Source organism: Shinella pollutisoli (genome assembly GCF_024609765.1).
Classification (GTDB): Bacteria; Pseudomonadota; Alphaproteobacteria; order Rhizobiales; family Rhizobiaceae; genus Shinella; species Shinella pollutisoli.
In genome coordinates this window covers 1-11,634 of sequence record NZ_JANFDG010000018.1, presented here as the reverse complement: position 1 = coordinate 11,634, position 11,634 = coordinate 1, and the positions used below count along the sequence as shown (strand labels likewise).

At 64.1% G+C, this 11,634-nt stretch carries 15 protein-coding genes; 10 read left to right on the top strand and 5 right to left on the bottom strand.

All coding sequences use genetic code 11. The annotated features are described in order from the left end of the window. Positions 1–35: 35 nt before the first annotated feature. Positions 36–1,079 (bottom strand): Fe(3+) ABC transporter substrate-binding protein, encoded by a 1,044-nt coding sequence (locus NNZ72_RS15365; RefSeq protein WP_257316246.1) that lies wholly within the window; start codon positions 1,077–1,079, stop codon positions 36–38. Positions 1,080–1,260: 181 nt separating this feature from the next. On the opposite strand from NNZ72_RS15365, the gene rirA reads away from it, so the two are divergent. Beyond that, positions 1,261–1,725: an iron-responsive transcriptional regulator RirA gene (rirA, locus tag NNZ72_RS15360; RefSeq protein WP_257316245.1), complete on the top strand. Its 465-nt coding sequence runs from the start codon at positions 1,261–1,263 to the stop codon at positions 1,723–1,725. Between the two features lie 10 nt (positions 1,726–1,735). Here rirA and NNZ72_RS15355 read toward each other — a convergent pair whose 3' ends face one another. Together NNZ72_RS15355 and NNZ72_RS15350 are read right to left on the bottom strand one after the other, a co-directional pair. Then, the gene (locus NNZ72_RS15355) at positions 1,736–2,143 is read right to left on the bottom strand and encodes a response regulator (protein WP_257316244.1); all 408 of its coding nucleotides are present in this window, start codon (positions 2,141–2,143) and stop codon (positions 1,736–1,738) included. A 146-nt stretch (positions 2,144–2,289) separates the two neighbouring features. Beyond that, a complete protein-coding gene (locus tag NNZ72_RS15350) occupies positions 2,290–3,000 on the bottom strand; it encodes a helix-turn-helix transcriptional regulator (protein ID WP_257316243.1) in 711 nt (236 codons plus the stop codon). Between the two features lie 352 nt (positions 3,001–3,352). Here NNZ72_RS15350 and NNZ72_RS15345 point away from each other — a divergent pair, with 352 nt between their 5' ends. The 6 genes from NNZ72_RS15345 (at position 3,353) to NNZ72_RS15320 (ending at position 8,997) form a co-directional block, all read left to right on the top strand. Continuing rightward, positions 3,353–4,948 carry an ABC transporter substrate-binding protein gene (locus tag NNZ72_RS15345; protein ID WP_257316242.1) on the top strand — a complete coding sequence of 532 codons (1,596 nt, stop codon included), beginning with the start codon at positions 3,353–3,355 and terminating at the stop codon, positions 4,946–4,948. A gap of 99 nt (positions 4,949–5,047) precedes the next feature. Next, positions 5,048–6,052: an ABC transporter permease subunit gene (locus NNZ72_RS15340; protein WP_257316241.1), complete on the top strand. Its 1,005-nt coding sequence runs from the start codon at positions 5,048–5,050 to the stop codon at positions 6,050–6,052. Positions 6,053–6,061: 9 nt separating this feature from the next. After that, on the top strand, positions 6,062–6,955 hold the full coding sequence (locus NNZ72_RS15335; protein ID WP_257316240.1) for an ABC transporter permease subunit: 894 nt from the start codon (positions 6,062–6,064) through the stop codon (positions 6,953–6,955). Next, positions 6,955–7,809 (top strand): ABC transporter ATP-binding protein, encoded by an 855-nt coding sequence (locus NNZ72_RS15330; protein WP_257316239.1) that lies wholly within the window; start codon positions 6,955–6,957, stop codon positions 7,807–7,809. The genes NNZ72_RS15335 and NNZ72_RS15330 overlap by 1 nt, the downstream gene beginning before the upstream one ends. Then, positions 7,806–8,639, top strand: a complete 834-nt coding sequence (locus NNZ72_RS15325) for a dipeptide ABC transporter ATP-binding protein (protein ID WP_257316238.1) — start codon at positions 7,806–7,808, stop codon at positions 8,637–8,639. Before NNZ72_RS15330 ends, NNZ72_RS15325 begins: the two co-directional genes overlap by 4 nt. Positions 8,640–8,652: 13 nt before the next feature. Next, positions 8,653–8,997 carry a RidA family protein gene (locus NNZ72_RS15320; protein WP_257316237.1) on the top strand — a complete coding sequence of 115 codons (345 nt, stop codon included), beginning with the start codon at positions 8,653–8,655 and terminating at the stop codon, positions 8,995–8,997. Positions 8,998–9,066: 69 nt separating this feature from the next. Here NNZ72_RS15320 and NNZ72_RS15315 read toward each other — a convergent pair whose 3' ends face one another. Continuing rightward, positions 9,067–9,867 (bottom strand): response regulator, encoded by an 801-nt coding sequence (locus tag NNZ72_RS15315; RefSeq protein ID WP_257316235.1) that lies wholly within the window; start codon positions 9,865–9,867, stop codon positions 9,067–9,069. A gap of 150 nt (positions 9,868–10,017) precedes the next feature. Between NNZ72_RS15315 and NNZ72_RS15310 the strand changes: the two genes are divergently transcribed. Then, positions 10,018–10,203, top strand: a complete 186-nt coding sequence (locus NNZ72_RS15310) for a NepR family anti-sigma factor (RefSeq protein WP_257316234.1) — start codon at positions 10,018–10,020, stop codon at positions 10,201–10,203. Positions 10,204–10,304: 101 nt separating this feature from the next. Here NNZ72_RS15310 and NNZ72_RS15305 read toward each other — a convergent pair whose 3' ends face one another. Then, a complete protein-coding gene (locus tag NNZ72_RS15305) occupies positions 10,305–10,460 on the bottom strand; it encodes a DUF3309 family protein (RefSeq protein WP_257316233.1) in 156 nt (51 codons plus the stop codon). Between the two features lie 140 nt (positions 10,461–10,600). On the opposite strand from NNZ72_RS15305, the gene NNZ72_RS15300 reads away from it, so the two are divergent. Both NNZ72_RS15300 and NNZ72_RS15295 read left to right on the top strand, forming a co-directional pair. After that, a complete protein-coding gene (locus tag NNZ72_RS15300) occupies positions 10,601–10,765 on the top strand; it encodes a DUF1328 domain-containing protein (RefSeq protein ID WP_257316232.1) in 165 nt (54 codons plus the stop codon). A 129-nt stretch (positions 10,766–10,894) separates the two neighbouring features. Further along, positions 10,895–11,395 carry a TIGR00645 family protein gene (locus NNZ72_RS15295; RefSeq protein ID WP_257316231.1) on the top strand — a complete coding sequence of 167 codons (501 nt, stop codon included), beginning with the start codon at positions 10,895–10,897 and terminating at the stop codon, positions 11,393–11,395. The last annotated feature ends 239 nt before the right edge of the window (positions 11,396–11,634 follow it).

The window sequence follows — 11,634 nt, the reverse complement described above, 5'->3', positions numbered from 1 at the left end:
GCCGTCGCAGGACGCGTCGAAGGGGAAACGGAAGCTTACGTTTCCGGGCCGTCGTTGAAGCCGACCTTGTCGACCAGCTCGGAGGCCGTCTTGCGGTTGGCCGCGATGTCGGAGAGCGACAGCGTGTCGGGCTTGATGGGGCCGAAGGATTTCACGATCTCCGAGGGCTCGGCGCCCGGCAGCACCGGATATTCGTACACCTGCTCGGCATAGATCTTCTGCGCGGTGCCGGAGGACAGGAATTCCATCAGCTTGACGGCATTGTCCTTGTTCGGCGCGTTCTTGGCGAGCGCCATGCCGGAGATGTTCACGTGCGTGCCGCGGTCGTCGTTGTTGGGGAAGAGCACCTTGATGGCGGCCGCCCAGTCCTTCTGCTCCGGTTCCTTCTCGTTGGTCATCATCAGGCCGACATAGTAGGAATTGCCGAGCGCGACGTCGCATTCGCCGGCCATGATCGCCTTGGCCTGGTCGCGGTCGCCGCCGTCGGGCTTGCGGGCGAGGTTGTTCTTCACGCCGCGCAGCCATTCCTCGGTCTTGGCCTCGCCGTGATGGGCGATCATCGAGGCGATGAGGCCGATGTTGTAGGAATGCTGGCCGTCGCGCGTGCAGATCTTGCCCTTCCATTTCGGATCGGCGAGCTCCTCGTAGGTGATCGCATCCTGCGTGACGCGTTCCTTCGAGGCATAGACCACGCGCCCGCGCGTCGTCAGGCCGAACCAGTGGCCTTCCGGATCGCGATAGTGCTCGGGAATGTCCTTGTTGACGATGTCGTTGACGAGCGGCTGCGTCACGCCGCCTTCCTCGGCCTCCGTCAGGCGGGCGATGTCGACCGTCAGGATCACGTCGGCCGGCGAATTGGCGCCTTCGGCCTGGATGCGTTCGACGAGACCCTTGTCGAGGAACAGCACGTTCGTCGTGATGCCGGTCTCCTTGGTGAATTCGTCGAGCAGCGGCTTGATCAGGTCGGGCTGGCGGTAGGAGTAGATGTTGACTTCCCCGTCGGCATGGGCCGGAACGGCAAGCGCCAGGCCGGCGGTCGCAAGGGCAAGTGTGGCAAGGGGGGTCTTGAGCAGTCGCATCGGGTCCTCCTGGTGGATTTATTCTTAACTGCTAAACTCCTGTTTAAAGGCTTGCCCTTGCCAGTCAACCGCGCCAAGCTGGCATAACATGAATGTGATTTTCTGCTTTTTTGGAATTGTTCAAAACTGCAATCCGTCCTATATGTCTTAAAACCTGGAAAAACAGGATTCGGAGCCCAAAATGCGTCTGACGAAACAAACCAACTATGCCGTGCGCATGTTGATGTATTGCGCGGCGAACGGGGACAAGCTCAGCCGCATTCCCGAAATCGCCAAGGCTTACGGCGTCTCGGAGCTGTTCCTCTTCAAGATCCTCCAGCCGCTGTCGCGGGCGGGGCTGATCGAGACGGTGCGCGGCCGCAACGGCGGTGTGCGGCTTCCCAAGCCCGCCACCGACATCACGCTGTTCGACGTCGTGCGCGTGACGGAGGATTCCTTCGCCATGGCCGAATGTTTCGAGGCCGGTGACATCGATTGCCCGCTGGTCGACAGCTGCGGGCTGAATGCGGCGCTCCGCAAGGCGCTGAACGCCTTCTTCGAGGTGCTGCAGCAATATTCGATCGACGACCTCGTCCGTGCCCGCCCGCACATCGGCGCGCTGCTCGGCCTAGAGAACCCGGCCTCCGCGCACAAGCCGGCGGCCTGATCGCCGCCGGTCACTCCCCGGTATTGACCTGCCGGTTCACGTATTCCTGCAGGATGAACTCGATGGCCGTCGGGTCGAGTTCCGCCTTGTCGATGCGGAAGTCGACGCCGTAGTCGTCGATCTTCTGGAAATAGGCGTCGCTGATCGACGACGAGATCACGCCCACCGGGCCGATATAGCCGGCGCGCCGCAGTTCCGGAACGGTTTCGCGGAAGTCCGCCTGCGGCTGAAGGCGGTTGTCCATCAGGATCATGTCCAGCTTCGCCCCCGACGCGCGGATGAAGGCGAGCGCCGCCTCGACCGTCTCGACATAGTGCAGCTCGATGGCATAGCTCGTCACCTTGCGCATCAGCGCGCGCAGGATGACGTCTTCGGCGGGATCGTCGTCGACGAGCAGGATATGGACTGTCGCTGCCATGTGGGTACTGAACCTGGTTGCATCGCTGGGGCCGTCGCCGGTCCGCCGCGTCTCTCGCCTGCGGGCCGCCGTTACTGTCATTCAGCCTGCTAATATAAACAAGTCCCTAACTCTGCTATCCGGAAGAATCCTCGTGCCCTTGACGATCACTGGATGATCTGCTCGCGGATCGCCTTGGCCACCATCTGCGTGCGGTTCACCACGTCGAGCTTCTTGAGGATGGTGGCGGTGTGCGAATTGACCGTATGCTCGGACACGGAGACGATGAGGGCGATCTCGCTGGCCGTCTTGCCGTAGGAAATCCAGCGCAGGATCTCCGTCTCCCGCGGCGTCAGCCCCATGCCGGCCTTGTTGGCGAGCACCTGGCGGTGGAAGTAGTCGAAGGCGCAGTTGGCCTCGTAGGCGATCTCCAGATGCTTCGTCCGGCTGATGTCCTCGCCGTCGCCGAGGAAGAGCACGACGTAGCGCGTGCCGTTGACCGCATGGACGGGGATCGAAAGAATCAGGTCGAAGCCGATCTGGCCGGTGAAATCCGCCCCGCCTTCGTCCGCCGCGTCGTCGGCGCGCCACACCGTCGGGATCGTCGACCTGTAGAAGCTCCTGAAGAGGGCGGAGTCGTTCAGGCGGTGGCGCTTGTCGTAGGTCTCGGCGAGGCCGGCCGGCAGGTCGTGCAGCACGAGGCGGCTTGCCAGCGGGCTCGTCTCGTGCTCGTTCGTCAGGTGAAGCACGCCGAAATGGTCGAAGCCGTGGCGCAGCGCCATCGTATGGAAGATACGGAAGAAGTCGACGCGATTGAGAGCCTTCTCCAGATCGCTTTCGAAGTCGTATCTTCGATAGTGTTTCGTCAGAACCGGCAAGTGGTGTCTCCCCGCCGATAAATCTAGCGTCGCAATTTCCGGCGGCAAAGGCGTTTTGCCACAATTTCGCGGCAACAGGCTTTATTTTTTCCCCGGCGCCGTCCAAGTCCTTGCCGCAAAAGGACAAAAAAATCCGAGGGGCGGCCTTCCGCGGCGGTCATCGGGCGGGCCGTTCCTCCGGCGGCAATCGTTGTGGTTGATAACGCCCGCGGAATTTGTCCGTTTGGACAAAATCGCTTCCCGACTTATTGCATTCATGCGGCAAATATCGTTCCATCCGCCCAAGGCCGGGGCGCCTTCGCGCGTGCCCGCGCCCGAAAACAGATAATAAAGCAAACCTGGGAAGCTCACGATGAAAAAGCTGACTACTCTTCTCGCGGCGACGGCGCTTGTCTCCGTGATGGCATCGGCCGCCTGGTCCAAGACCCTCGTCTATTGCTCCGAAGGGTCGCCGGAAGGCTTCGATCCCGCGCTCTACACCGCCGGCACCACGTTCGACGCAGCCTCGCGCACGGTCTACAACCGCCTCGTCGAGTTCAAGCACGGCAGCACGGAGCTCGAGCCGGGTCTCGCGGAAAGCTGGGACGTTTCCGCGGACGGCAAGGAATATACGTTCAAGCTGCGCTCGGGCGTCAAGTTCCAGTCCACCGACTACTTCACGCCGTCGCGCGACTTCAACGCCGACGACGTCATCTTCTCCTTCGAGCGCCAGTACAAGGAAGACAACGCCTGGAACAAGTATGTCGCGGGCGCGTCCTGGGAATACTTCGCCGGCATGGGCTTCCCGGACCTGATCGAGAAGATCGAGAAGGTCGACGACCTCACCGTCAAGTTCGTGCTGAAGCGCCCCGAGGCGCCGTTCCTCGCCAACCTCGGCATGGACTTCGCCTCGATCCTCTCCAAGGAATATGCCGACAAGTTGCAGGCCGACGGCAAGATGGAGCTGATGAACCAGCAGCCGCTCGGCACCGGCCCCTTCACCTTCGTCGCCTACCAGACGGACGCGGCGATCCGCTACAAGGCCAATGCCGATTACTGGGGCGGCAAGCAGCCGGTCGACGACCTCGTCTTCGCGATCACGACCGACGCGGCCGTGCGCGCGCAGAAGCTGAAGGCCGGCGAATGCCACATCATGCCCTATCCGAACGCCGCCGACGTGCCGGATCTCAAGGCCGATCCGAACCTGACGGTGCTCGAGCAGGAGGGCCTGAACGTCGCCTACCTCGCCTACAACACGCTGGTCGCGCCCTTCGATAAGGTCGAGGTCCGCAAGGCCCTCAACATGGCCGTCAACAAGCAGGCGATCGTCGACGCGGTGTTCCAGGGTTCGGCGACCGTCGCCAAGAACCCGATCCCGCCGACCATGTGGTCCTATAACGACGCCGTCGAGGACGACAAGTACGATCCGGAAGCGGCCAAGACGATGCTCGAAGAGGCCGGCGTCTCCGGCCTCAAGATGAAGGTCTGGGCGATGCCCGTCGCCCGTCCCTACATGCTGAACGCGCGCCGCGCGGCCGAGCTCATCCAGGCCGACCTCGCCAAGATCGGCGTCGAGGTCGAGATCGTCTCCTACGAATGGGCCGAATACCTGAAGCTCTCCTCCGACAAGGCCCGCGACGGCGCGGTCATCCTCGGCTGGACCGGCGACAACGGCGACCCGGACAACTTCCTCGATACGCTGCTCGGCTGCGATGCCGTCGGCGGCAACAACCGTGCGCAATGGTGCAACGAGGAGTTCGACACGCTGATGACCAAGGCGAAGGAAACCGCCGACGTCGCCGAGCGCACGAAGCTCTACGAGGAAGCCCAGGTGATCTTCAAGCGCGAGGCGCCCTGGAATACGCTCGACCACTCGCTCGTCGTCGTTCCGATGAGCAAGAAGGTCTCCGGCTTCGTCCAGGATCCGCTCGGCATCCACCGCTTTGACGGTGTCGACATCGCCGAGTAAGATCGGTTCCGCGAAAGGCACGCCGCAAAGAGCGTGCAATGGCCGGCGGCTCGAAGCAATTCGGGCCGCCGGTTTTCAAGAATATAGGGATTGGCTCCCATGCTTCGTTTCATTTTCGGGCGGCTCGCCGTCCTGATACCCACGTTCATCGGGGTATCGATCATCGCCTTCTCCTTCATCAGGCTGCTTCCGGGCGATCCGGTGATGCTGATGTCCGGCGAACGGGTGATGTCGCCGGAACGGCACGCCGAACTGATGCACCAGCTCGGCCTCGACCGTCCGATCTACGTGCAGTATCTCGATTATCTCGCCGGCCTGGTCACCGGCGATTTCGGCAGCTCCATCGTCACCAAGCGTCCGGTGCTCGAGGATTTCCTGAACCTCTTCCCCGCCACGCTCGAGCTTTCGCTCTGCGCCATCCTCGTCGCCGTCTGCCTCGGCATTCCGGCCGGCGTGCTGGCCGCGGTGAAGCGCGGCACCTGGCTCGACCAGTCGATCATGGGCGCCGCACTGGTCGGCTATTCGATGCCGATCTTCTGGTGGGGCCTGCTGCTGATCATCTTCTTCTCCGGCTATCTCGGCTGGACGCCGGTGTCGGGGCGCATCTCTCTCCTCTACTTCTTCCCGTCCGTCACGGGCTTCATGCTGATCGACAGCCTGATCTCCGGCCAGGCAGGCGCCTTCAAGTCGGCGCTGACCTATCTGATCCTGCCGACGGTCGTGCTTGCCACCATCCCGCTCGCCGTCATCGCCCGCCAGACGCGCTCGGCCATGCTCGAGGTGCTCGGCGAGGACTACGTGCGCACCGCCCGCGCCAAGGGACTGTCTCCCTTGCGGGTCGTCGGCATCCACGCGCTGCGCAATGCGATGATCCCCGTCATCACCACGATCGGCCTGCAGGTGGGCGTGCTGCTCGCCGGCGCCATCCTGACGGAGACGATCTTCTCCTGGCCGGGCATCGGCAAGTGGATGGTCGACAGCGTGTTCAAGCGCGACTATGCCGTCGTGCAGGGCGGGCTGATGCTGATCGCCGCCGTCATCATGATCGTCAACCTCGTGGTCGACCTGCTCTACGGGCTGGTCAACCCGCGCATCCGGCGATAGGAGGCGGCAATGACCGTAGTCGAAACGAAAGCCTCCGCCCCGCCGTCCGGCTTGTCGGAGTTCTGGTTCTACTTCTCCCGCAACAAGGGAGCGGTGATCGGCCTCGTCGTCTTCCTCGCCATCCTGCTGCTTGCGGTCTTCGCGCCCCTCGTCGCGCCGCACAGCCCGAGCATCCAGAACCGCGAGCTGCTGCTGCTCCCGCCGGCCTGGCAGGAGGGCGGCACCTGGGGCCATGTGCTCGGCACCGACGCCGTCGGCCGCGACATCCTCTCGCGCCTCATCTACGGCGCGCGCTTCTCGCTCTTCATCGGCCTCGTCGTCGTGACGCTGTCTGTGATCTCGGGCGTGCTGATCGGTCTCGTCGCCGGCTATTTCCGCGGCCGGGTCGACACCTTCATCATGCGCATCATGGATATCATCCTGGCCTTCCCGTCGCTGCTGCTCGCCCTCGTGCTGGTGGCCGTGCTGGGGCCGGGCCTGCTCAACGCGATGATCGCCATCTCGCTCGTCAACCAGCCGCATTTCGTGCGGCTGACGCGTGCCGCGGTGATGACGGAGAAGTCGAAGGACTACGTCGTCGGCTCGCAGGTCGCGGGCGCGGGCACGCTGCGCCTCATGTTCCTGACGATCCTGCCGAACTGCCTGGCGCCCCTCATCGTCCAGGCGACGCTCGCCTTCTCGGCGGCGATCCTCGACGCCGCGGCGCTGGGCTTCCTCGGCATGGGCGCGCAGCCGCCGACGCCGGAATGGGGCACGATGCTCGCCGAAGCGCGCGAGTTCATCCAGCGCGCCTGGTGGGTCGTGACCTTCCCCGGCCTTGCCATCCTCGTCACCGTGCTCGCCATCAACCTGATGGGCGACGGCCTGCGCGACGCCCTCGATCCCAAGCTGAAGAGGTCGTGATGTCGCTCCTCGAGATCAAGAACCTCGTCGTCGAGTTCCAGACGGCATCCGGCCCTTTCCGCGCCGTCGACGGCGTCTCGCTGAAGGTGGACGAGGGTGAAGTCCTCGCCATCGTCGGCGAATCCGGCTCCGGAAAATCGGTCTCCATGCTCGCCGCCATGGGGCTTCTGCCCTGGACGGCGAAGGTGACGGCCGACACGCTCACCTTCAACGGCCGCGACATGCAGGCCATGTCCGACAGCGACCGGCGCAAGATCATCGGCAAGGACATCGCCATGATCTTCCAGGAGCCGGTCGCCAGCCTCAACCCGTGCTTCACGGTGGGCTTCCAGATCGAGGAAGTGCTGCGCGTCCATACGGATCTCGGCCGCAGGGCCCGCCGCGACCGGGCGATCGAGCTGTTCCAGTCGGTCGGCATCCCGAACCCGCAGGAGCGTCTCGGCCATTTCCCGCACCAGATGTCGGGCGGCCAGTGCCAGCGCGTGATGATCGCCACGGCGCTCGCCTGCAATCCGAAGCTTTTGATCGCCGACGAGCCGACCACGGCGCTCGACGTGACGATCCAGAAGCAGATCCTCGACCTCCTGATGAAGCTGCAGGCCGAGCACGGCATGGGCCTCATCATCATCACCCACGACATGGGCGTCGTCGCCGAGACCGCCGATCGCGTCATCGTGCAGTACAAGGGCCGCCAGATCGAGGAGGCCGACGTGCTGTCGCTCTTCTCGGCCCCGAAGAGCGTCTATACCAGGGCGCTGCTGTCCGCCCTGCCGGAAAACGCCACCGGCGGGCGCCTGCCGACGATCACGGAAAAGCTGACCGACGCCGAGATCTTCGCGGGAGCCGTCCGATGACCCCTGTCCTCGAAGCGCGCAACCTGAAGCGCGACTACCACATCCCCGGCAGTCTGTTCAAACCGGCCAAGACCGTGCACGCCGTGAAGGGTGTGAGCTTCTCGGTGGAGGAGGGCAAGACGCTCGCCATCGTCGGCGAGAGCGGCTGCGGCAAGTCCACCCTTGCCCGCATGGTGACGATGATCGACCCGGTGACCGCGGGCGAGATGCTGATCGACGGCCGCAGGATCGACATCGCCAGCGAGCCGCTGACGCCGGACATGCGCAGCAAGGTGCAGATTGTCTTCCAGAACCCCTACGGCTCGCTCAACCCGCGCAAGAAGATCGGCGACATCCTCACCGAGCCGCTGGTCATCAACACGAAGATCCCGTCCGGCGAGCGGCGCGACCGCGCCATGGCCATGCTGAAGAAGGTGGGGCTGGAGGAGCGGCACTACGGGCGCTATCCGCACATGTTCTCCGGCGGCCAGCGCCAGCGCGTGGCGATCGCCCGCGCGCTGATGCTGAATCCGCGCCTCCTGGTGCTCGACGAGCCGGTCTCCGCGCTCGACCTTTCGGTGCAGGCGCAGGTGCTGAATCTGCTTGCGGACCTGCAGGAGGAATTCCGCCTGACCTACGTCTTCATCAGCCACGATCTTTCCGTGGTGCGCCATATCGCCGACGACGTGATGGTGATGTATTTCGGCGAGGCCGTCGAATACGGCAGCCGCGACGCCGTGTTCGACAATCCGCAGCACAGCTACACCAAGACCCTGTTCGCCGCCACACCGCGCGTCGACGTGGAGGCGATCAGGGCGCGCCTCGCCCGCAAGGGCCGGCCTGAACTCTGAGAGGAAAGCCAGAATGGATATCAAACGCTTCGAAACCGGCTCGCGCATGAGCGAGGCCGTCGTGCACAACGGCACGGTCTATCTCGCCGGCCAGGTCGGCGAACCGGGTTCCGACGTCGCCGAGCAGACGCGGCAGGCGCTGGCCGAGGTCGACCGCCTGCTGGCGCTCGTCGGCTCCGACAAGACCCGCATCCTGTCGACGCAGATCTGGCTTGCCGACATCGCCGACTTCCCGAAGATGAACGCCGTCTGGGATGCCTGGGTGGCGCCGGGTCATGCGCCTGCGCGCGCGACCGGCGAATCGAAGCTCGCCGCGCCGGAATATCTCGTCGAGGTGATCGTCGTCGCCGCCGTCTGAGACCGGCCGGCCGGAATGCGAACGGCCCGCGCATCGCGCGGGCCGTTCCCGTTGAAGACGATGGGCGCGTCAGGCGGACTTGCGCAGCCGCGCCTGCTCGTCGAAGAACAGCGCCTGGCTGATCAGCGCCTTCACCATGTCCGGATTGAACGGCTTGGTGACGAGGAAGGCCGGCTCCGGCTTCTCGCCCGTCAGGAGCCGCTCGGGGAAGGCGGTGATGAAGATCACCGGGATCGTGCTGTCTTTCAGGATGTCGTTGACCGCGTCGATGCCCGAGCTGCCGTCGGCGAGCTGGATGTCGGCGAGCACCATGCGCGGTGCGGTGCGGCGGTAGAGGTCGACGGCCTCGGCATGGGTGCGGGCGATGCCCGTCACCCGGTGGCCGAGCCCCTTGACCATGTCCTCGATGTCCATGGCGATCAGCGGCTCGTCCTCGATGATCATGATGTCGGTCGCCACCTGCCGCGAGATGTCGCGCGAAGCCTCGTCGAGGAGCTCGGCGAAGCGTTCCTCGGAGACGTCGAGGATGTCGGCGCCCTCGGCGAGGTCGAAGCCCTCCACGGCGACGAGCAGGAAGGCCTTGCGCGCCGCCGGGGGGAGGCTTGCCAGGTTGGCCGCCGCCTGCCGTTCCCAGCCGAAGGGCGAGGTGGTGTCGGGCAGCGTCACGTCCAGGTTGGCAAAGAGCGTGCAGTAGAGCCGGTAGAGCGCGATCCGGTCGCTGGCGCGATCCGGATAGAGCGATATGTCGGCGACGAGCGCCTCGAGCATGGCGGCGACATAGGCGTCGCCCGAGGTCTGGGAGCCCGTCACGGCACGGGAAAACCGCCTCAGATAGGCGAGATGCGGTGCGATACGGGTGGAAAGCGACATATTATTCTCCCTGAATATGTTCCGCATCGGAACCGTTTCCGCTACAGTTCACCATGCGGAAACCTATTTATGACATACTCGGTTTGTCTTGCTATTGGGAATGTTGGGCGAAACGAAGATTAGAGAATGGCGTACAAGGGAAGCAATCTGATGGCCAAGCCCGACGAAGACAAGCGCCGCACCGATTCTCAGGTCGCCTTCGATCCGAACGGCCCGATCGGCCGCAAGCTGAAGTCCTTCTACGACGTCATCGAAACCGAACCGGTGCCGGACCGGTTGCTCGACCTCCTGGAAAAGCTCGACGAGGCCGAGCGGAGGGCGAAGCCGGGCCGCTGACCGCGCGACATTGCCGCCCGATGCCGGGCACAGGAAAACGGGCCAGCGGCCCGTTTCGTCGTTTCTGCCATCCGTATGCGCCACGCCTGCGGCCAATGCGATCAGATCCGGCCCATGAGGACGAGGATGAGGAGGATCAGCACGATCAGGCCAAGCCCGCCGGACGGGCCGTAGCCCCAGTTGCGGCTGTATCCCCAGTTCGGCAGCGCGCCGATGAGAAGCAGGATGAGGATGACGAGGAGAATGGTGCTGAGCATCTGCTGTCCTTTCGCTGTGTCGAGCGTTGAGCCGACAACGGAGCAGGGGGGAAATTGTTCCGCCCGGGCGGCGGCGAAAGCGCCGGGAACTTTCACCCGCGTGTGTCGTTTTCCAGCCGATGCAAACAGGAGTTGGAACGATGCTCTACTATGCCGTGGTCTTTCTCGTCATCGCGCTGGTCGCGGGCCTTCTGGGCTTCAGCGGCATCGCCGGCGCCTCCGCCGGGATCGCGCAGATCCTCTTCTTCGTCTTCCTCGCCCTGCTGGTCCTGTCGTTGATCGCGGGCCTCTTCAGGCGGGCGTGAGGACGGAGCGCAGCCAGGCGGGGCGGCGTCCGCGGACGCCGCCCGTCTTGCGTGCCCGAGGGCCTTGCGGCGCGCCGGGCGTTTGGTTAATCAGCGGTTGACGACTGCCGATTGCTGAGGAGCCCGCACGTGAAATCCCTCGAACTCCTGGTCGAGCGCATCATCCTGTCGAGCCGCTGGCTGCTCGTGATCTTCTATCTCGGCCTCGTCGCCGCGCTCGCCGTCTATGCGGTCTCCTTCCTCTACAAGTTCGTCAAGGTCACCTCGAACGTCTTCGTCTACGACGACGCCCAGATGATCCTCGCCATGCTGGGCCTGATCGACGCGGCGCTGGTGGCGAGCCTGATCCTGATGGTGATGATCGCCGGCTACGAGAATTTCGTCAGCCGCTTCGACGAGACGGACGCGGACGTGTCCTTCCTCGGCAAGCTCGACGCCGGCAGCCTGAAGATCAAGGTCGCCTCGTCGATCGTCGCGATCTCCTCGATCCATCTCCTGCAGGTCTTCCTGAACGCCCAGCAATATACCGACGCCAAGCTGATGTGGCTGACGCTCATGCACCTCGCCTTCGTCGTCTCGGCGGTGCTGCTCGGCTTCCTGGAGAAGATCATGGGCAAGCTGAAGAGCTGACGGCCACGAAAGCCGGGGCGAGGGGCGCTGCGGCAGGCCGCCGGCGCCCTTTTTCGTTCCGGCGTCAAGCGGAGAGACGGGACTTTTCCCCGAAATTCACGGAATGCACCGGCAAGGCGCTGATTATGCTTAACAAATGCCAAGCCGGCATTTTTCTCGAAAATTTTTGTCCGCCCCCTGTTGACGTCTACCTTTTGGTGGGCTTATAACGCCGCTCATCGACGAGGGCGGTGGCGCTT

Excerpts from the sequence above, each read along its gene's own strand:
- NNZ72_RS15365 (WP_257316246.1), bottom strand. The coding sequence starts at position 1,079 with ATGCGACTGCTCAAGACCCCCCTTGCCACACTTGCCCTTGCGACCGCC.
- rirA (WP_257316245.1), top strand. The coding sequence starts at position 1,261 with ATGCGTCTGACGAAACAAACCAACTATGCCGTGCGCATGTTGATGTAT.
- NNZ72_RS15355 (WP_257316244.1), bottom strand. The coding sequence starts at position 2,143 with ATGGCAGCGACAGTCCATATCCTGCTCGTCGACGACGATCCCGCCGAA.
- NNZ72_RS15345 (WP_257316242.1), top strand. The coding sequence starts at position 3,353 with ATGAAAAAGCTGACTACTCTTCTCGCGGCGACGGCGCTTGTCTCCGTG.
- NNZ72_RS15340 (WP_257316241.1), top strand. The coding sequence starts at position 5,048 with ATGCTTCGTTTCATTTTCGGGCGGCTCGCCGTCCTGATACCCACGTTC.
- NNZ72_RS15335 (WP_257316240.1), top strand. The coding sequence starts at position 6,062 with ATGACCGTAGTCGAAACGAAAGCCTCCGCCCCGCCGTCCGGCTTGTCG.
- NNZ72_RS15330 (WP_257316239.1), top strand. The coding sequence starts at position 6,955 with ATGTCGCTCCTCGAGATCAAGAACCTCGTCGTCGAGTTCCAGACGGCA.
- NNZ72_RS15325 (WP_257316238.1), top strand. The coding sequence starts at position 7,806 with ATGACCCCTGTCCTCGAAGCGCGCAACCTGAAGCGCGACTACCACATC.
- NNZ72_RS15320 (WP_257316237.1), top strand. The coding sequence starts at position 8,653 with ATGGATATCAAACGCTTCGAAACCGGCTCGCGCATGAGCGAGGCCGTC.
- NNZ72_RS15315 (WP_257316235.1), bottom strand. The coding sequence starts at position 9,867 with ATGTCGCTTTCCACCCGTATCGCACCGCATCTCGCCTATCTGAGGCGG.
- NNZ72_RS15310 (WP_257316234.1), top strand. The coding sequence starts at position 10,018 with ATGGCCAAGCCCGACGAAGACAAGCGCCGCACCGATTCTCAGGTCGCC.
- NNZ72_RS15305 (WP_257316233.1), bottom strand. The coding sequence starts at position 10,460 with ATGCTCAGCACCATTCTCCTCGTCATCCTCATCCTGCTTCTCATCGGC.
- NNZ72_RS15300 (WP_257316232.1), top strand. The coding sequence starts at position 10,601 with ATGCTCTACTATGCCGTGGTCTTTCTCGTCATCGCGCTGGTCGCGGGC.